The 20488-nt window shown below is 46.8% G+C and carries 19 protein-coding genes; 5 read left to right on the plus strand and 14 right to left on the minus strand.

The features are described 5' to 3' along the window. Positions 1-70: 70 nt before the first annotated feature. Positions 71-457 (minus strand): DUF423 domain-containing protein, encoded by a 387-nt coding sequence (locus D829_RS0114115; protein ID WP_017689551.1) that lies wholly within the window; start codon positions 455-457, stop codon positions 71-73. Between the two features lie 332 nt (positions 458-789). Here D829_RS0114115 and D829_RS31070 point away from each other — a divergent pair, with 332 nt between their 5' ends. After that, positions 790-1260: a hypothetical protein gene (locus D829_RS31070; protein ID WP_017689552.1), complete on the plus strand. Its 471-nt coding sequence runs from the start codon at positions 790-792 to the stop codon at positions 1258-1260. 105 nt (positions 1261-1365) lie between these two features. Then, on the plus strand, positions 1366-2214 hold the full coding sequence (locus tag D829_RS0114125; RefSeq protein ID WP_017689553.1) for a DegV family protein: 849 nt from the start codon (positions 1366-1368) through the stop codon (positions 2212-2214). A 197-nt stretch (positions 2215-2411) separates the two neighbouring features. Here D829_RS0114125 and pdaA read toward each other — a convergent pair whose 3' ends face one another. Further along, positions 2412-3191: a delta-lactam-biosynthetic de-N-acetylase gene (pdaA, locus tag D829_RS0114130; protein WP_017689554.1), complete on the minus strand. Its 780-nt coding sequence runs from the start codon at positions 3189-3191 to the stop codon at positions 2412-2414. A 97-nt stretch (positions 3192-3288) separates the two neighbouring features. Further along, positions 3289-3708, minus strand: coding sequence for a hypothetical protein (locus D829_RS0114135; protein ID WP_017689555.1), 420 nt, complete (start codon positions 3706-3708; stop codon positions 3289-3291). Positions 3709-3914: 206 nt separating this feature from the next. On the opposite strand from D829_RS0114135, the gene cysC reads away from it, so the two are divergent. Beyond that, positions 3915-4553 carry an adenylyl-sulfate kinase gene (gene cysC, locus D829_RS31075; RefSeq protein WP_017689556.1) on the plus strand — a complete coding sequence of 213 codons (639 nt, stop codon included), beginning with the start codon at positions 3915-3917 and terminating at the stop codon, positions 4551-4553. Positions 4554-4626: 73 nt separating this feature from the next. Here cysC and D829_RS0114145 read toward each other — a convergent pair whose 3' ends face one another. The 10 genes from D829_RS0114145 to D829_RS0114190 all read right to left on the minus strand — a co-directional run bounded on the left by D829_RS0114145 (position 4627) and on the right by D829_RS0114190 (position 14852). Next, positions 4627-6444, minus strand: a complete 1818-nt coding sequence (locus tag D829_RS0114145) for an ABC transporter ATP-binding protein (protein WP_026081173.1) — start codon at positions 6442-6444, stop codon at positions 4627-4629. After that, positions 6444-7577, minus strand: coding sequence for a nucleotidyltransferase family protein (locus D829_RS0114150; RefSeq protein WP_241230780.1), 1134 nt, complete (start codon positions 7575-7577; stop codon positions 6444-6446). The genes D829_RS0114145 and D829_RS0114150 overlap by 1 nt, the downstream gene beginning before the upstream one ends. A gap of 52 nt (positions 7578-7629) precedes the next feature. Then, positions 7630-8115, minus strand: a complete 486-nt coding sequence (locus D829_RS0114155; RefSeq protein ID WP_101313307.1) for a lasso peptide biosynthesis B2 protein — start codon at positions 8113-8115, stop codon at positions 7630-7632. Between the two features lies 1 nt (position 8116). After that, complete coding sequence (locus tag D829_RS0114160; protein ID WP_017689560.1) at positions 8117-8416, minus strand: lasso peptide biosynthesis PqqD family chaperone; 300 nt, start codon at positions 8414-8416, stop codon at positions 8117-8119. Beyond that, on the minus strand, positions 8413-9360 hold the full coding sequence (locus D829_RS0114165) for a hypothetical protein (RefSeq protein ID WP_017689561.1): 948 nt from the start codon (positions 9358-9360) through the stop codon (positions 8413-8415). The genes D829_RS0114160 and D829_RS0114165 overlap by 4 nt, the downstream gene beginning before the upstream one ends. Before the next feature lie 139 nt (positions 9361-9499). Further along, positions 9500-9631 carry a paeninodin family lasso peptide gene (locus D829_RS33415; protein WP_105408482.1) on the minus strand — a complete coding sequence of 44 codons (132 nt, stop codon included), beginning with the start codon at positions 9629-9631 and terminating at the stop codon, positions 9500-9502. 59 nt (positions 9632-9690) lie between these two features. After that, positions 9691-9819 carry a paeninodin family lasso peptide gene (locus D829_RS33420; protein WP_152417039.1) on the minus strand — a complete coding sequence of 43 codons (129 nt, stop codon included), beginning with the start codon at positions 9817-9819 and terminating at the stop codon, positions 9691-9693. A 71-nt stretch (positions 9820-9890) separates the two neighbouring features. Then, positions 9891-11822: an asparagine synthase-related protein gene (locus D829_RS0114180; protein WP_017689564.1), complete on the minus strand. Its 1932-nt coding sequence runs from the start codon at positions 11820-11822 to the stop codon at positions 9891-9893. Beyond that, on the minus strand, positions 11819-13090 hold the full coding sequence (locus tag D829_RS0114185; protein ID WP_017689565.1) for a sulfotransferase: 1272 nt from the start codon (positions 13088-13090) through the stop codon (positions 11819-11821). Before D829_RS0114185 ends, D829_RS0114180 begins: the two co-directional genes overlap by 4 nt. A 433-nt stretch (positions 13091-13523) precedes the next feature. After that, complete coding sequence (locus D829_RS0114190; RefSeq protein ID WP_017689566.1) at positions 13524-14852, minus strand: MFS transporter; 1329 nt, start codon at positions 14850-14852, stop codon at positions 13524-13526. 252 nt (positions 14853-15104) lie between these two features. Here D829_RS0114190 and yhbH point away from each other — a divergent pair, with 252 nt between their 5' ends. Together yhbH and D829_RS0114200 are read left to right on the plus strand one after the other, a co-directional pair. Then, entirely contained in the window at positions 15105-16274 is a 1170-nt protein-coding gene (gene yhbH / locus D829_RS0114195) for a sporulation protein YhbH (RefSeq protein ID WP_017689567.1), read from the plus strand. Next, positions 16271-17707 carry a SpoVR family protein gene (locus D829_RS0114200; protein WP_017689568.1) on the plus strand — a complete coding sequence of 479 codons (1437 nt, stop codon included), beginning with the start codon at positions 16271-16273 and terminating at the stop codon, positions 17705-17707. Before yhbH ends, D829_RS0114200 begins: the two co-directional genes overlap by 4 nt. Before the next feature lie 84 nt (positions 17708-17791). Here D829_RS0114200 and D829_RS0114205 read toward each other — a convergent pair whose 3' ends face one another. After that, positions 17792-20272 carry an EAL domain-containing protein gene (locus tag D829_RS0114205; protein WP_017689569.1) on the minus strand — a complete coding sequence of 827 codons (2481 nt, stop codon included), beginning with the start codon at positions 20270-20272 and terminating at the stop codon, positions 17792-17794. Positions 20273-20488: the final 216 nt, after the last annotated feature.

Consider the following 20488-nt stretch of genomic DNA (forward strand, 5'->3'; position numbering starts at 1 on the left):
TCTAACGCAAGTTGCTTTTTAGTTCAATGGTTCATGCAGGATTGAACCCTCCGAGATTTGTTTGGACCGATCAGGAGCGATCCTTACCTCGTTGCCACACATCTAATGCCAATAACAACCATCCGGCAATGAAGGCTACCCCACCAATCGGTGTGATGGCACCCAGAATCTTGATGCCAGAAATACTAAGCACATACAAGCTGCCTGAGAACACGATAATTCCGATAAACAACAGACGCGCTGCCCACTTCAGCTTTGTCGATGCTCCAAGTTGACCAGCCGTCAAGCCAATAATGAGCAAGGCCAATGCATGAATCATGTGATATTGCACACCCGTCTCATATGTAGCTATGGCCGCCGGTCCAATCGTATCCTTGAGCATGTGAGCACCAAACGCACCAATTGCCACCGACAGCATGGTCATTACAGCTCCAAGCATCATCCATCTACGTTGCATGTAAGTTCTCTCCCTTAATTCAACTACACTTCACACCTATTATTGTAGCGAATCCACTCCTCCTTTACCAGTCGGGGTGGAGCTTCATAGATCATATGTCTGTTTATACTTAACAAACCTATCCCTACCCTAAATATCGTAGAAAACTGGCGTAAATCCTTGATTTTTATCGATAATTATGGAAAAGTAAACAGGTATGTAATCGTTGTATTTTAAGTGCAAGTTCAAAAAGATTGGTTTTCAGTACCGAGAAGATGGGATGAAGCTAATCATTACTCATCGATTAGGTTAATAACACTCAGTACGATGATTAAGGGAGGCAAGTCAACATTATGGATAATCGCGATTCCTATAATTCAGGTTATAACAACACGGATCAGAATCCTGGCCATGCAGATCCATACAATAACAATGGGTATGAAGCATACCCGCCAGATCATGAGAGGCAACCAATGGCACCACTGAAACATTCCGGACCTGGGATCGCCAGCTTTGTCATTGGGTTGGTTGCAATCTTGGGTTATGTTCTGATATTCTTTATTGCCACCATGGCTGTAAACGAGTCCATCGGAGTTCTCACCCCTCTGCAGACAGAAGAGATCGCCTTGCATCCAGCAGTGGCTCTGGCTTCATTAGCCATCCTGGTCTGCCTGATTCTCAATCTGGCCGGAGGCATCGTCGGAATTATTGGTCTTGTTCTCAAGAATCGAAAGAAAGTTTTTGCCATTATCGGAACCCTATTAAATGGGATCATGATTCTGTTATTCGTTGCACTTATTTTGGTAGGCATGACGCTGATGTAACGCTTTGCATCAGCGTCATGTTTCCTTATAATTAAAATGAATGGGTTTACACATAAGTATAATCTATATTTTTTGCCAAAATCATTGTTTTCAAAGGAGATTGACATGTCACGAATCAAAATTTTTGCGGACAGCACAAGTGATCTGGCTCCAGAATGGATCCAGCAGCACGATATCGGTATCATCCCCTTATATGTCGTGTTCGGTGAAGAATCACTGAAAGACGGTGCTGAGATTAAGCCTGAACAGCTATATGAACGTGTCAGCCGAGATGGGCGTCTTCCCAAAACAGCTGCACCTTCCCCCGCTGATTTCATAACGGCATTTCAACCTTACATAGATCAAGGGGATGAGATTCTATATATCAGCTTATCTTCTGAACTTTCCTCTACCTATCAAAATGCACGACTAGCGAGTTCCGAGTTCCCGGAAGGTCGAATATCGGTCATTGACTCACAGAATCTCTCATCAGGAATTGCGCTGATGGTGATGAAAGCTGTACATGCTGCTGATAAAGGGCAAAACCTGACTCAGATTACACACCTGATTGAGGCGATGAAATCAAATGTACGTACGGAGTTTGTCATCGATACACTGGAGTATCTACATAAAGGCGGACGCTGTTCGGGCATGCAGAACCTGATTGGAAGCCTGTTGAAGATTCGTCCTGTCATCCGGGTAACAGATGGCAAGATGGCACCTGCCTATAAAGTGCGCGGAAAACGGGAGAAAGCTCTGGAACAAATGCTGAATAATACGCTCAGCCAGAAGGATCAGATCGATCCAGACCTGCTGATTGTTGTGCACACCATGGCTGAAGAAGATGCGCTTGATTTGCAGAAGTCTTTGCAGGAACAAACGGGTGCCCGTGTGGAACTGACCACTGCTGGTTGTGTAGTATGCAGTCACTGTGGCCCGAAAACGATTGGAATCATCTATAGCACTGTTTTATAGTATTACACGTTACATCGTATCGTCGTATTACCCAATCCTTTCTTCTAAATCTGTATGTGGTACATCCAATACTTGGACTGGCATACCTATACAACTAAAAAGGGCATTCCGAGCTTAATCGCTCAGGATGCCCTTTAATATTTTTGCTGAACTTTTGAATGATCTACATTTGGTCCATTGCTCATTATGATACAGGATCAATAATTTTTGGTCCGCAAATCATCCAGACTTTTAAATGCATATCCTTGTTTACGTGCCTCATCAATGATGGAACCCAGAGCTTCCGTGTTATCTTTGGATACCGAATGAAGCAAAATGACAGCGCCCGGATGGAGTTGTTTCAACACCTGTTGATGAGCATATTGTGTGCCACGCTGCACATTGGTATCCCAATCTTTATAAGCAACAGACCAGAACACGTTCACATACCCTTGGGCATGACTCTCCGCGAGCGTACGATTGTTAAAAATCCCACGCGGTGGCCGTAAAAAGGTCGCTTGTTGACCCGTCAGCCGATTGACCTCCGACTTGACCTTCTCAAGTTCCTCTCTAAGCTTTTCATTGGAGATGCGGGTCATATCCGGATGACTCCATGAATGATTACCGACAATATGACCTTCAGCCGCCATACGTTTGACCAACTCAGGCTGATCTTTCAGATAATGACCTGTCACAAAGAAAGCAGCTGGCACCTTCTTGGTACGCAATACATCCAGTATGGCAGGTGTGAATCCATTCTCATACCCGTTATCAAACGTGAGATACAATTCCTTCTGCTTTGTATCCCCCAGGAAAATGGCATCGTTATGTTGTAAGATCGATTTAAAGCCTTCCTGATCAATGGAGGGCAGTTGACCGTTTTGACTTTTTTTGAAGCCAAAGTGATACGCTCCGGTAACCGGTGATGCTTCAGTCTGTGCCGGTACCATACTGATGGATAACAGCCCCAACAGTATATATAGAACCATTCGCTTCATTCTATCCGCTCCTGTTCCTGAAAAATTCGGTTAGTCGTTTGCACACACGAACACCTTCAGGTAATATGCCACAGGAACGGCTAATGTATGTAAATCATTAACGATCGAAACGTTTATTTTCAGGTTGTGGCGGAGATTGATGGAACAATTCAAGTAAGGTCTGAGGTTTGCCACTGGAAGCAAGCCATTCCCTCACGGTCTGAATGGCACGGGTCTGTCCATCTCCCCGATCACGCCATGTAAGCAACTCGATAACTTTGATAATCAAGGCCGACATATTGTGATTATCCAGTTCAGACCGCTCTGCCCTCAGCTTGTGATACAAAGCCTCCTGCTCCCAATCCAGTAGAATCTCATCACCGATGGTTGGCTTCAAAAGTGTATACGCTCTGTCACAACCTTTACAACGAACCGTGCTGACCTGTTCATTTATAAATTCCGCTCGGACATCTTGCTGGCAATCCGGGCATTTGAACCCAACTTGTATGTTTTGTATGTTTTGTATGTTTTCACTCATGACATCGTTCCTCCTGCAATGTGAGCATTTTGCATCATTTAATTCAAAACGCTCCTTGGATATATGCATAATGCTTATGTATGTACTACATCTATACCCGATATTTTGTCGATTCACGCTTATTTTGAAGAAATCTGTAAGGTGCTATAATATTGTAAATATGTTAAAATATTATACATATCATGGTAGGAAAAGGCGGGATACTCATGTCGAAGGAAGAGCGCAATATAACCTGGCAATCATCCAGCATCAACAGACAAGACCGGGAGAAGCATAATGGGCACCATAGTCGTGCCATATGGTTTACCGGGTTATCAGGTGCAGGAAAGTCATCCCTTGCATTTGCCCTGGAGCAGTATCTCTACGATCAAGGCGTCCGCTGTTATGTTCTGGACGGGGATAATGTACGTCATGGACTGAACCGTGATCTCGGTTTTACAGCAGGGGATCGTCAAGAAAATCTGCGGCGAATTGGTGAAGTATCGAAGTTAATGGTAGATGCCGGGTTGTTTGTACTTTCGGCTTTTATCTCTCCTCATGAACAGGATCGGGAGATGGTTAGACAGTTATTTGAACCAGATGATTTCATTGAAATCTATGTGCGCTGTTCAATTCAAGAATGTGAGCGGCGTGATCCCAAGGGTCTATACAAAAAAGCACGCAATGGTGACATCCCGCATTTCACAGGCATTTCCGCCCCCTATGATGTACCCAAATCTCCTTCATTTATCATCGATACAGAGCAATGGTCCATTGAGGAAGCCGTGCAAGAGATCGTACAGCATTTGGAGCAGATCGGTGCTCTTCAACTGCCGCTTCCTACGAAAACAGCGCTCGTTCATTAATTCTTGCTCATTATAATAACAACCCACTTACATGAAAGGCGCACCAATCGTGGCGCGCCTCTTTACAACCGACTTACTGCCCCACAACACCCGCTTGCATGTTCAAAAGTTTGCTGAACGTCCCTACCGGATCTGTAGATAACTGCTGGTACCCGCCCTCTTGAATTACCCGACCTTCATCGAGCACAATTACACGATCTGCCGTCCGAATCGTGGACAATCGGTGTGCAATCACGATAATGGTCACATGTCCTTTCAATCGTTCCAGCGCCTCATGAATGTACTGTTCATTCTCACTGTCCAGCGCACTCGTTGCTTCATCCAGTACCAATACAGAAGGATTACGTAGCATGGCCCGAGCAAGCACCAATCGCTGACGTTCACCCCCGGACAGACGAATACCCCGATCACCAATAATCGTATCCAGACCCTGAGGCAGCTTCCGCACAAAAGCCGCAGAGGAGGAAAATTGCAAAGCCTGCCACATCTGTTCTTCACTTGCATTCGGATCAACCAGACGCAGATTCTCACGAATACTCGTATGAAACAGGAATGGGTCCTGGGAGACATATCCGATGGAACTTCGCCAGCTTAATAAGCGTTCTTCTGACAGAGGCACACCGTCAATCAAAATACGACCAGTTTCAGGCCTTACGAGGCCCATAATCAGATCTATCAACGTGCTCTTGCCTGCTCCGGATTTACCTACAATTGCGGTCATACCCCTTGCTGGAATCGAAGCTTGCACATTTCTCAATGAGTACGTATCACTGCCCTCATAGCGATAGCAGACATCCTCACAGGTGATAGATTCCTTCAGTTCCATAGGTTGAATCCCATCAGTTCCAACGTCTCCTGCCGAAGCAATCTCTTCACTAATCTCACGACTCTTCGCCGTCTGCGCTTGCAGTTCTCTGACTACCCGAAACGCAGGTAGCATGGAGCTGATGTACTCCAGATTGGACTGAATCGCCGTAAATCTTGGCCATAAGCGGGAAAAGATAAGGATGATGAGCAGCAGACTTGCTGGAGGCACCGTCATTACACGGAGAGAAAGATAGATGAATGCCGCAATAATGATTGCCGCGGACATCCGGTGAATCAGCTGTGTTCCACTGTTCAATTGGCTAAACTGAATGACATTGCGTTCTATCTGTCTGCACATGCGCTCAAACCAGTTCATGTGTGAGCGCTCAAGCATGTTGCTCTTAATATCCTTAATGCCGTTGAAATGCTCGGTAATGCCGTTATAATAACTTTGCGAGAATTCAGAGGTCTGGTCCCCGATCTGCTTGGCGCGCTTGACGAATTTTCGTAAGACGATAAATAATACCAATCCACAGACCAGCACAAGTGCCGTCAGCTTGGCGGATAACCAGAAAGCAAGACCGATCTGAATTCCAGTAAATATCAGAGAGGCTGCCATTTGCAGCATAATGCTCGTTCCCTGGCTCACACGTGCAAGTTCAGTCGTTAATATATGGTTAAAATCGGATTTTCGTTTTTGGAGAAAAAATGACCACTGCGCCATAATGATGGCACCATAGGTTTCCATGCGCAGCGTTCGTACAAATTGCTGCTGGATTCGAGTATTACGGATCGTCTGGAGACGCTGCATCCAGGCCTGTCCGGAGACAATCAACACAAAGGTGAACAATACGAGTAACAATTGGCTATTTTCAGAAAAACGATGCAACACTTCGCCAATCCAGGGAATGTTTAAGCCTGTGGAGCCCATCTCAAATATGCCAATCAGACTCAGCATCGGAACAAGCATGTAGATGCCAATCCCTTCCATGAGACTGATACAGATCATCCCTAGCAGATTCCAATATAAAATGGGCCCCGTGACATGATGCAACTTTCGCATGAAATACCTTAATTCCGAGATCATACTTTACCCCTTTCCGTCACCGTATACCTTTTAATTCGCCGCCAGAACCAGAGAAACGGACGTAACGGAAAGTACAGAAAAAACAAAGAACGCGGAAGCGGCAATTGATCCACATCCCATGTACTTGGATATAAACGTTCAATAAAGAAAAACCATTTCTGTTTTGTACTTCGAAGTTTAAACAAATAGGATTGATAAGACTTCATATCAGCCGGGCTTTCCAGCATCTCATTCATGAACTTTGCGCCTTCGTTGGCTAATCGCTTGCCTGTACGGTCACTCAAGGACATCAAGGACCTGTACTCGACATCCAGCGGCGTATTTAACAGATCTGAGGCTAAGTGAAGAGCCTGCGAACCGATCGATAAACGTCCCTCCGCTTTCAGACGTCTCTCTACTTTCTTCACATCGAGTGGCATGCTGCGGATCATCTGGTCGATATCCAGTAACCAGCGCAGTCTGAACCAGCCGTGTCGTGCACCATGGGTTACGAGATAAGCCCATAGGTCTTCTTGTTCGAGCATACGGACAGGTGTCTGTGTGTATGAACTGAACCGGCTGCGTTTCCACAGCAATTCAAAATCGGTTTCTTTGCCCGAATCCGGGTTCAGGCGCCAATGGATCTCCACTTGAGTCCTTTTGACCGGATGGGTGTAACAGATATGATGTTCCCGCCATTTCCAGCTGCGCACCGTAGGTGCCCGCTCCCCTTCCTTGGATACGTATCCGAGGGTAGCCAGAATGCCTTCAGCTGCTTCCACATCATCAAACGGAATCAGGATATCCAGGTCTTTGGAGGTTCGCATCGATACATCGCCATAGAGATCATGGGCGAGCGCTGGTCCCTTTAGTGTAATATTGCGGATACCGCGTTCACGAAAAGCACCACACACCTGCTCCATTTCAGCTGTTAGATGTAACATGCGGAACGTATTGACCGTATATTGTTGTCTCAGACTCTCCATAACATCTGCAGGAATGATTGCAGAGTTCAATTCTTTCATTTTCACATAAAGGACAGAGTATAAGCGGTGATGATAGACAAGCCGCAGAAAAAGCTGCCAATCGGTTCCTTGCAAACCCGCCTTGAGTTCTTCAGGGGATAGAGCCGTCAGATCACCTCTAATCATGCTCAAAATCAGCTTAAGCTCCTTCGGAAACCCTGATGAATAGAGTTCACTTTCATGTATCATAGACAATCTCCCCAGATCCCTTCTCCGGACACCGTTTGCCAAACACACCGACAACCGTATATTGGTCCATAGTATCAGCTCCGGTCACGATCAATTTACCACTTCGCAGCCAGGCATGAGCCATCATATGTCCTTGCTTATTCCGTGCAGTCCCCATGTATAACGTACTCTCTATCTTCCGTCGCTCAAGCATCTTCATCCCGGCAATCGCCATTACAAGGCAGCGACTTTCCCATAACGTATATTTACTGGCGAGCGAAATTGCTTTGGAAATATTCCGTATAGTGATGACCTCGCTCCGTTCGAGTCCTGTCATCGGTGTTTCTACCATAGGCGTACCCAGCCCTGGCGCGATTTTGGCAAATGGCATAGCCTTCTGTATGCGTGCCCAGCCAAGGAGGATATAGGCCTCCCATACCAGTCGACGCATCGACCGCGGGAGCGAGAGATAAGCCTTTATTTTCCGCAACATCATTCTACACTCCGCGAGTAACGTCGATTAAACCTTCACGGGACAGATGTTCCAGGAATTGCACCACCTGCTCACGACATACATCTGGCTCAATCTCATATTCCGCAGCAAGTACCTCAACAACTTCACCCAGCGTGCGTTCTTCTGCGATCAGGTCCCAGATTCGTCCACCGGTACTCCCGAGATTATAGTATTTTCCAGAGCTAATGCTCATCATGACTTTCTCACTGCCCATATCACTGACCAGATTGCCTTCCTTCCGGGTTACCCGGTCTTCCACATTCATCGGCGTAGTCGCTGTCATTGTCCTGTATGCACTCCTTTACGTATATGATCTTTGATCCGATCCACCATCTCAAATGCTGTAAACTCAGCGCCCGTTCTGACCAATCTGCCAATCTCCACACTTGCCGAAAGTCTTGAAGCCGTCTCGAACAGCCACTGTGCCAGCCCCTGTCTTGCAACGAGTCCACCACGGAACGTATGCGAGCATAACAGATGCAGTCGTTCTAGCCCCGTCACTTCAACCAGTTGAACAGATGTATGGTTTTCCTCCGGTTGTGGAGCAAGTTCAAATATTCCACCTAGTGGTACGGCCATCTCATGAAAATAGTGCTGAACAGGTATCGCATACTTCGTAATCTCTGCGTGAACCGTTGCATAATCCTGTTCCTTCATGCCGAATCCATCCAGACTGGGCTGCCACAACTTCTGTTGCGGATAACCAGGTGATACGATAGCTCTTCCTCCGGCATCCCAGGTCAGTGCAACAACATCATCGGTGAGAAGTGGATATCCGCGTGATGCCAGTGCGGCCGACAACGTCGATTTACCTGCCCCCGAATGTCCGACAAATGCATAAGCCCAGCCATCAATAACCACTGCACTACCATGCAATGGAAGGATGCCACGCTGCATCATAATGACTGCCATACAGGTGCCCAGGATGAATAATCTGACCTTTTTCTCATCCGCTCCTGGCTGAGGGGATACAACGATACGCTTTCCATGCTCCATTAGAAACAGACCTGTATCTTCGATTTTGAAAAAAAGACTGCCCTCTCGTGCCACAAAGTTGTCGTTGCCTACATCCCAATCCTCCCACAATGGGGTCAGATCTGAAGACTCGATGTGCACATCCACGACATCAAAATCAGTCTCCGCATCCTTGGATTCCATCTGTAGTTCAGGCATTCGAATTTGGCTCGACCAGCGCAGACCATACGCCACATAATGCACAGGCAACAATGAACGACGCCTCCTTCGTAATAAAATGTAAAAAAAAGCCCTTATATTCATGTTGCTCAATATAAGGGCGGAGGCGAAAAGCTGGATTTGTTGCATTTCCGCCCTTTAAGTATGATGACACTTCATAAAACTTAATAACTTAGGAAGTTGGATCGTACAGATCCGCATCGTGAACCGTTACCCAGTCAATTTGTCTGTAGCCAGTACCGGCCATCGTTTGATTGACTTCCAACACTTCAAGAGCTGGTGCTTGCCATTCCTTTTTTTCCATTTGCATCGTATTCACCTCCTTTTCGCACTTCTAAATATGATGGCATATGGTAAAGCTTTTTAACTAGTTCCGTAGAGATCCGCATCGTGAACCGTAACCCAGTCGATATGTTTGTAACCTGCGCCCGCCATTGTTTGGTTGACTTCCAATATTTCCAGTGCTGGTGCTTGCCATTCCTTTTTTTCCATTTGCATCGTATTCACCTCCTATCATGAGTCAAATGTAAGAAAAATCCGGGCCCAAAGTTCACCGGGCTATATCAGAATTTCCGAATGAACCGATAGACAATCAGACTATGCATCATCAATCGCAGATCTGGATGTGAAGCAAGCTCTGGTCTCGGACTCGGAAAGTTGGCCAAGGCTGATTTGATACGCTCCGTGTTTAATATGCCAGCGACCTTGCTGTCAGAACACAAAGCACGTAACTCAGCGGTAAAGGCATCCCAATTCGGAATGATGCGATGTAACCAATCTGCCGGTTGCACACCCCGTACCCGCTGATTCAGTCTGACCTTGTCAGGCAACTCCGGCGAAGTTGCCCGGCGAATCAATGAACGATCCGTCCCGTGTTTCACATATTGTTCAATCGGTACAGACAGGCAGAATCGAATGACTCTGACGTCACTGGTCGGGTCACGTTCCCAAGCCCGATAACGGAGAGAACATTTTGTGGCGACAGCACCGTTTTTGTTCGCAATGGCCAGATTATTGAATTTCTCGGCACGCACTTTGAGTGCATCGGCCTGGGCACCGCCCTGCAGAACGATAATGGATTTGAGTCGTTCCAGTACACCTGTTCTCTGCGCAAAGTCAGGATGAATCAACTGTACGGATGCGGCCTGGCTGGCTCCTTTGGACTGAGCCTTGAACCAATCCGGATATGCCTTTTTCCCGGTGATCTTGGCTATACGTGAGAAAGGCATGCCCGTTCGTTCACTATACTGCTGAATCTCACGGAACCAGCGGTACCAGTGGCCACTTTTCAGTAGACTGGCGTAATAATCCAGAGCCGGGCCCCAGGAGATGGTGAAATTACCACGTGCGCCTGTGAGCAGGATGCCTGCATCTTGCTGGCTCGCTTTTTCATAGAATCCGCGAATCCAGAATGAATTTTCAAAGTATTTATAAGGCATTTCCATAATGTCGAGCCAGGTATCTACTTCACTGAGTGGACTTCTGCCTTCAAAATCAAGGTAGTTCTCTGTGATATTGCCTACATGATTAATGGTTGAACGTATGAAGGGCCGTTCGTCTGCGAGCAACGTTTTCGACGTATAATCTGTGAAATCCGGTACGGGAACATAACTATAGGCCTGCAGCCGTTTACCCTGACTTCTCAGTGTTCCGGAAGCAAAACCAACCACGGCTCCCGAGTCCAGTCCGCCACTTAATGCAGCAGCCACCTGTCTGTGCGTTCGCAAGCGCGATCCAACCGCCTGCCCAAAGACCTCTCGAAATGCTTCTACATACTCGCCATCGGATTTAAGCCTTAGGGGTTCGACTTCATTCCAGCGATGATATTGCTTCAGCTCCAGTCTCCCATCCCGGAAGACAAGTGTATGTGCAGAAGGTAGCTGGCTTATTCCCCGGTATACAGTTGAATTGATATCTGCTGAATCATGCATGTCGGGAATGGCAAGGAACTCGGACAACCAGGTCTCATCAAGTTCTTTATGTACCCCTTCAAGCCCGAGCAACGGATTCATGAGTGTGCAGAAAGCAAAACGTGAACCATCATGTCGATAATAAAAAGCTCTCATGCCTGTAATATCTCTTGCTGCATACAGTTTTCGATTCCGCTCATCCCATATCGCGAATACAAAATCCCCCAGCAATCGGACGGCCACATCGTCTCCCCAGCGCTGATAGGCACGCAGGATCAATTCACTATCCGCCAACATAGCCAGTTCAGCTCTGGATATCTGTAATTGATCTGCCAGTTGTTCCCGGTTATCCAGAATCGCATCTGCCGTGATGGTCAGACCACTTTCCTCATCATATAAAGGCAACTTCTCGCTAACCGACTCCGGTGTAATCCATTGGGCATGACAGCTGAGGAACGCCTCATTGCCTTTCCACACCCCTGTTGTATCCGCAGGGACATGCCCCAGGCTTGCATACAAGCGCCAGCTGTCTTCCCATAGCGCCTGCTGACCATCATTGTGAACAATTCCTGCTATGGCGCTCATGACTTGCCTCCCCGTAGAATCTTGCGCTGTGAAGCCCAGGCGCTGATCTGATGACCAAATGGTACCCATGATTTGATACGCTGTATTTTGCTTTGAGCAGAAGCCAGCTGGACTTTCAAGCGTTCTCGCTCACTGTATCCTCGTTCCAGACGATGATCTGCTGCCCGTAATGCGGCTTGCAGCTGTCTGATCGTTACCAGTGCAGCTAGCGTGGGGTCTGTCTTTTCCGGTTCTTCGACAACAACTTGGTCATTAAGATTCCCAAGCGGATCATGAACGACAGAATCTGCCGGCTGCATTTGGTATTGCGGTTGCCACTGGCAACCGGTCGCTGCTGTCAACTGATGCGTGATTCGATCAATGACCTCCTGATCCGGACTTGCATCATAATGTACACCCGTCCATTGTTCGGCTTCTGCGAGCTGTTCACTGTATCCCATCTGGTGGAACAGATCTGCCCCCATCACACGGCAATACATTTCAACTTCATGGGGTTCTAATATGTTTTTCCAGTTGTTAACAGAACCCTGATGTGCCTCTTGATGCGAAGAGAGGAATGGATCACCCACGCCCATACTGTAGAACATGCCAGACTTGGCACTGTCCAGAAACTGTCCATACTGCTCCATTCCCTGTTCATATCGAATTCTCAGAAACGCGCATAGTTTCTCAAGTTCTTCCTGTGGATTGGTAACCAATCGTTCATATTGCAATTCATATGCATTGGAGTGAGGTTTGGCAAAATAATCATTCAAGCGGAGCATCCCAAGTGTGAGGTCAACGGATTTCATATTTAATTTGGGGCTCTGCAGACTATGAATCAGGTCGAATTCTTCTCCTGTGTGGCGATTTACCTTTTTGAATGATGCAGCTACGGCCAGAGGATTACGCTGGAGATGAATACGCTTGGACTGAGGGAACAGACGATCCAGCCATTCTAGCATGTAATAGTACCGTGGAGATTTATCAACGATGAAGTCTGCTCCACTGCCTTCCAGGAATCCATTGTAGATCTCAAGAGCAAAACTTCTGCACGCCTTTTCGAAGACATCCTCGGATACCATGGCATTGTAGAACTGACGAATGATGGAGCTGCCACCATAAGCGCGTGAATCAGCCTTGGGCAAATCGACAAGATTCATTAGAAACCACATTTCCTGGGTGGCAAATATACGACTATGATTTTGCAGCATTACGGTGGATAAGGAACTACCACTGCGGGGAACACATAGTAAGAAAACAAGTCCGTTACCTTGAGCATCGATCAATGGCAGCCTCTCCTCTGTTCATTAGTATAAATATGTAGCTGGGATAGACCAGACTCTACCTTTGTGTTTGGCAAAACGAGTAATATGCACGCTATAGGTCAGCATTTTGCAATATTCCGTCGAAAGTTCACCCGGGAATGAAGCAAAACACATGGTTACATTCGACAACTCTCTGATACAATATGTATTTATAGTTTTACTCTATGATACAAAATGTATCATGTCAATCTTTTATTTTCACCTTTTCATAAATTGATACTCTTTCACTGTATTCTGCTGTCTGTCATTTAAGCACTTATTCATGGATCAATTATGTTCTGATTGCACAAACGCGAATAAGCTCCAGACATGTTCTGTGAGGAACAATGCCTGAAGCCATACGTAATCCGTTGAGAAACTTAATATGAAAACGGTTGAACAACCATCAGGTAAATCATCTTACATCTGAACTTTTCCCAGTAGCTCCAACGCTCCCATTTCGCTCTTCTTCCTGATCTGCCCGTGTAGCATCCTGCATCCCCTTCTGTACCTTCACGGTTAACAATACAGCAATGCCCGCGACAAAAAAGATGATGAGCGACAGAATACCCCAACGTGTGGAACCCGTGATCTGCCCAACATAACCAAACACAAATGGACCGAAGATCGAAGAGAATTTGCCTGTAATATTCACAAAACCAAAATACTCTCCTGTTCTGCCAGCTGGCATCAGATTGCTAAACAGAGAACGAGCTGTGGATTGACTCACACCCTGCACGACACCAACCAACCCGGCGAGCACATAGAAGTGGATCGCTTGTGTCATGAAATAACCGAGAATTACAATACATATGTAGACCGATAAGCTAACGATTAATACCTGCTTTGCTCCCCAACGCTGTGCCCATGCTCCCAGTAACAATGTACACGGGAACCCGATAAACTGGGTTAACAGTAGCGCGAGCATCAGGTCGGCTGTGCCTATGCCTATACTTGTCCCATAGATTGTAGCCATCAGAATGATGGTATTAATACCGTCATTAAAAAACCAGAATGCCACCAACATGCGGATTAACTGGGGAAAACGCCGCATCTGAAGAAAGGTTTGGCGCAGTCTGCGCACGCCCACCGCAGCATACCCTTTCCACGTTCCGGGCAGATCCGGTGATGCAGGCCGTCTCGGAGCATGGCGAAAGATCGGTATCGAGAACAGCAACCACCACAACGAGACGGAGATAAACGCAAGTCTTGTGCCTGCCAGTGTACTGCTCATCCCGAACCAGCCCGGTTGCTGAATCATCAGCAGGTTCACCGCAAGCAGCAAGCCTCCTCCAATATAACCATAGGCATATCCTTTGGAGGATATCATGTCTCTTCGTTCCATGGGTACCAGATCCGGCAGCATTGCATCGTAAAAGGTGTTACCACCTGCAAAACCGATCGTAGATATGACCAGCAAAGCGGAAGCAAGGAACCAGTCCCCTTCACCGATTGCGCTGAATCCCAATGTAGCAAGCACGCCTATAATTGCAAATACACGCAGGAAGTCACCCTTTCGTCCTGACAAATCAGCTAACGTGCCAAGCAGCGGTGTTAGCAGAGCTACGCACAACATACCAATGGAGTGTGTATAGGCCAGGTAGGAGGCGGCGGTATCCGTATCCAGCGTTGCTGCAGCCACCGAAGCATAGAATACGGGCAATACTGCGGCCAGTACTGTTGTTGCGTAAGCCGAGTTGGCCCAATCATACATAATCCAAGCCTTGATCGCCTTTTTATTCACATAAATCCTTCCTTTTCATGCATCTATTAAATGATTGATGTCTTTCTCCTATTGTATAGGAAGGATATCACACTTGTTCACTATTTCTGTAAAAAACAGTGCAGTTCTGTTCTTACGACTCACCTTACCTCGAGGTGAACTTGCGTAATTGTATCATTTTATATCCACTCTCATCACATATCGTCCTCGCCCGTGAATATACTTAATTACCGACAGGCCAAACTGTGCCGCGTAATCAATGGGGGTGCCTACATGTCAAATCCACACCAGCCTTACTCGTTCGTCGTGTCGAAGGAAGATTGGTCGCTTCACCGCAAAGGGTACCAGGACCAACAGCGCCATCAGCAAAAGGTGAAAGATGTCATCAAGCAGAATCTGCCTGATCTGATTACGGAAGAAAACATCATCATGTCTGATGGAAAACAAATCATCAAGGTACCAATCCGCAGTCTGGATGAGTACCGTTTTGTGTATAACTACCAGAAGCAAAAACATGTCGGTCAAGGAGATGGTGACAGTCAGGTCGGAGACGTCATTGGTCGTGATCCCTCTGCTTCGCAGAAACCCGGCAAAGGTGAAAAAGCTGGCGATCAGCCTGGTCATGATATTGTGGAAGCCGAAGTTAGTATTGAGGAACTGGAAGATATGCTCTTCGCTGAGCTGGAATTACCCGATCTGAAGCAGAAAGACAAAGACCTGATTGAGACACATACGGTAGTTTTCAACGATATTCGCAAAAAAGGTATGCAGTCCAATATTGACAAGAAACGTACCATTCTGGAGAATCTGCGTCGCAATGCAACGACCGGTACGCCAGGCATCCATCACATCAGTCCGGATGACCTGCGCTACAAGACATGGGAAGACAAAATCATTCCACAATCCAATGCCGTTATTATTGCCATGATGGATACATCCGGGTCCATGGGTTCGTTTGAGAAATACTGCGCGCGCAGCTTTTTCTTCTGGATGACCCGTTTCCTCCGCCGTCAGTATGAGAAAGTTGAGATTGTTTTCCTCGCCCATCATACGGAAGCCAAGGAAGTAACCGAAGAAGAGTTCTTTACCCGTGGCGAGAGCGGAGGCACCATCTGCTCCTCTGTATATATGAAGGCACTGGATATTATTGACAGCCGATATCCACCTTCCAGCTACAACATCTACCCTTTCCACTTCTCTGACGGGGATAATCTGACCTCGGATAACGAACGGTGTGTGAAGCTGATCGGCGAGTTAATGAAGCGTAGCAACATGTTTGGATACGGCGAAGTGAATCAGTACAACCGTAGCAGCACACTGATGTCGGCTTACCGTCATATCAAGATGGATCAGTTCATGTATTATGTGATCAAAGAAAAAGGCGAAGTGTACAAAGCTTTGCGCAGCTTTTTCCAGAAACGGGAAGGAGGCACCGTTAGATGACAGATGAGATCCGCGACCTAGAATACGCAATTGCCGAGATTATGGAGATTGCCAATAGTTTTGGCCTGGATTATTACCCCATGCGGTACGAAATCTGCCCATCGGATATTATTTATACATTTGGAGCCTACGGCATGCCGACCAGATTCAGCCACTGGAGCTTTGGCAAAACATTTCATAAGATGAAAATGCAATACGATTTTGGACTCAGCAAAATTTATGAGCTTGTCATCAACTCCAACCCTTGTTATGCCTTCTTGCTGGATGGCAATTCCCTGATTCAGAACAAATTGATCGTAGCCCACGTATTGGCACACTGCGATTTTTTCAAAAATAATGCCCGCTTCTCCAAATCCAACCGTAATATGGTCGAAAGCATGGCTGCTACGGCGGATCGGATCAGTAATTATGAGATGGAGTACGGAACGGAAGCCGTCGAAGCATTTATCGATGCCGTGATCGCAATTCAGGAACATGTGGACCCACAGCTGATTAAACCCCGCCATTTGGACAAACAACGTTACATGGAGATGAAAATGCGGGAGCAGCGCGGTGAGAAAAAACCACGGCCGGAAGGCCGCTATGATGATCTGTGGTCACTTGATGACGTGCAGACGGAAGAAGCACCCGCTGAAGGTATTCAGGTCCATCATTTTCCGCCTGAACCGGAGAAGGATGTCATGTGGTTTATTCAGGAATTCTCCGAAGTGTTGACCGACTGGCAGCGGGATATCATGAGTATGATGCGTGAGGAGATGTTATATTTCTGGCCACAGATGGAAACCAAAATCATGAACGAAGGCTGGGCATCCTACTGGCATCAACGCATTATCCGTGAGCTCGATCTGAACAGTGAGGATACGATCGAATTTGCGAAGCTCAACTCCTCCGTGGTGCAGCCATCCAAACAAAGTCTGAACCCGTATTATTTGGGACTGAAGATTTTCGAGGATATTGAACGCCGCTGGGATAACCCAACCCGTGAAGAACAGGAACGTTGGGGCCGCAAACCGGGCCAAGGTCGTGCCAAAATGTTCGAGGTGCGTGAATTTGATTCCGATACCTCCTTTATCCGCAATTACATGACCAAGCAATTAACCGAAGACCTGGACCTCTACGTATTCGAGAAAAAAGGTCCGGACTGGAAAATCACCGACAAGTCCTGGGAGAACATACGGGATCAGCTCGTATTTTCACGTGTCAACGGGGGCTCCCCTTACTTGGTCGTGCAAGATGCTGATTATCTGCGGACAGGGGAACTCGTGCTGAAACATCAATATGAAGGCATCGAGCTGGATTTGAAATATATGGAACGCACTCTGCCTTATCTGTATCGCCTCTGGGGACGTACGGTACATGTAGAGACACGTGTCGAGGATAAACCGATCTGGTTTACGTATGACGGCAAGAAACACCACCGCAAGTTTATGTAAGGTTTCGGAGTATCGAAAAATAAAACACAAAAAAGCGGCAAGTTCCCGACATACACGGGGACTTGCCGCTTGGCATACATAAAATTAGGATGGTGCTGGCGGTGTACCATTACCCTGCAATCGCAGCGGCACAAAAAAATCATGCTCCACTTCACTTGCTGGCAGTGGGCGACTGAAATAATATCCCTGAATTTCCCGGCAGTCATTCTGCATCAGAATATCCAGTTGGCCTTTCGTCTCAATGCCTTCCGCAATGACTTCCATCTTGAGATTCTGTGCCATCGATATAATGGTCGCCACAATGGCTTGATCGCTGTGACTTTCTGTAATGTCCGTCACAAACGAACGATCAATCTTGAGCTTGTGAATCGGGAAATGCTTCAGATAACTGAGTGAGCTGTATCCTGTACCGAAATCATCCAGGCTGATCTTGACACCCAGTGCTGTCAGTTCATTAAGAATCGCCGTGGATACGGATGCATCCATCATCATGCTCTCTGTTATTTCCAGTTCCAGATATCGAGCATCCAGCCCTGTCTCCAAGAGTGCATTCTTGACCTGTTCTACCAAGTTGGATTGGTGGAACTGCTGGCTGGACAAGTTAACCGATACCGGAATGAGTGGTCCGCCACTAGCATGCCAGAGTTTCATCTGCCTGCATGCTTCCCGCAGCGTCCAATTGCCAATCTCATAGATCATGCCTGTCTCTTCTGCAAGCGGGATAAACACATTGGGTGCGAGCAGACCTTTGAGTGGATGGTTCCAACGTATAAGAGCCTCCACACCAATCATGCGGCTATCCTCGGTACGAATCTGTGGTTGATAGTACAGGACCATCTCATCGCGTTCCAACGCTTTACGAAGATAACCCTCCAGCTCAATGCGTTCATATAGTTCCGAATCCAGTTGGGCAGTGTAGAATTGGAAACCATTCTTGCCGTTTTTCTTCACTTCATACATGGCGGAGTCCGCATGTTTCAGCAAAGCATCCACGCCCACTCCATGATCCGGATACATCGCAATTCCAATGCTGGCGGTTACGTAAAAGTCATTCTCCTTCAGTCGATAAGGTAACTGAATGGCTTCAACAATCTGTTTTGCAAGTTCTGCCACTCGTACTTCTGTCGCTTGATCCTGGGTCACAACGAGTGTGAACTCGTCACCGCCCATCCGGGCCAGCATGACATTCTCCATAGCCAAGGGATCAGAAGCCTCTATGGCTTTCATGATCCGGTTGCTGACTTCTCTTAGAAATACATCTCCAATGGAATGTCCCAACGAGTCATTAATCATCTTGAAACGATCTATATCCATCACCATAACGGCAAAAGAATTCCCTTTTTCTGCTGAATCTTGGATCGTACAAGCCAGCACATCATCCAACTTGCGCCGATTGGGCAGTCCCGTCAACGGATCATGCAAAGCTTGGTGACGAATCCTCTCCTGAGCCTGTTTCTCCTCCGTAACGTCTTTGATCAAAATGTGACTTCCCACATGTCTGCCATCAATGACAACAGGAACTACAACAATACTAAGGTCCAGAAGTTCACCCTGTACGTCTCTCATTTTGGCCATGTAGTGCGCCTGCTCCAGCCCATGATCATCCCAATCGATGGAATCAAATTCACTTATCCACTCTATATCGATTTGCTGAGCGATCTCATCAATGGAACGATCCATGACCTCTTTTTCAAGATATCCGGTGATTGTTGTTACAGCAGCATTAATCCCTTTGACAATACCTTCCTTGTTCACTGAAATAATGGCATCCGAATGGTTATGATACAGGGCCTGATACCATTGCTCATTCTCATGAATCCGTCGATCTTTCTGTGACATTCGTTGATTGATGAATATGCCAAACAACGTCAAACCCAAAGCAATAAATGTGCCCGATGCGATCAAGTAGGCGAGAATGCCTGGCTCAATCTGCATACCTGAACTTACCATCGAGCCATGTGAATGATGGAAATGTGCGGCTGACATCCCGGTATAATGCATGCCAGAGATTCCAATACCCATAATGAGACCGCTGCCCATCTTGTAAACCCAGGTATGTCTTGATTGATGATAACGGAAGAAAAACATGAGCCACAATGCCGCAAATGAAGCAAGCGCTGCAATCAGAATGGATAACACCACTCTGCCTGGTTCATACGTAACCGGAATTGACATCGCTGCCATTCCCACATAATGCATTGAGCTGATCCCTGCTGTCATCAGTACTCCAGCAATCATGAGCTTGCTTATCCTGCCCGATTGTCTACCCGCAATGTTCAAGGCCACCCCCGATGCGACAATAGCAAGTAGAACAGATAAAACAACCTTACCGGTGGAATAGGAGACTTGCGTAGGCAGAACAAAAGCAAGCATACCTACGAAATGCATGGACCAGATTCCCAGCCCCATCGATACTGCACCGCAGGTAAGCCATACATTCCGCGCCATCCCGCTAGCCTGACTTACACGGCCTGCAAGGTCAAGGGCAGCGTATGAAGCTAACGATGCAATAATATAGGATAAAATAACAAGTTCTAAGTTGTACGTGCCATGTAGGTGCTCCACTCACTCTGTCCTTTCAACCGGGAAATGCCTTGTATGTATGCAAAAATGTAAAAAAGAAGCGAGTGCGCTGTCTGGATGACAGGCACTCCCTCCGCATCATTTGACTCGTGATAACAGACTTAGTTGAAGCCGTTGTCATACATTGGAACCCGTTTATATGAATGTATATAGTCTAAACGTCCCAGCCTTTAAAATCAACACTTATTTCCAGATATA

The sequence above is a fragment of the Paenibacillus sp. PAMC 26794 genome, assembly GCF_000316035.1.
Taxonomy (GTDB): domain Bacteria; phylum Bacillota; class Bacilli; order Paenibacillales; family Paenibacillaceae; genus Paenibacillus.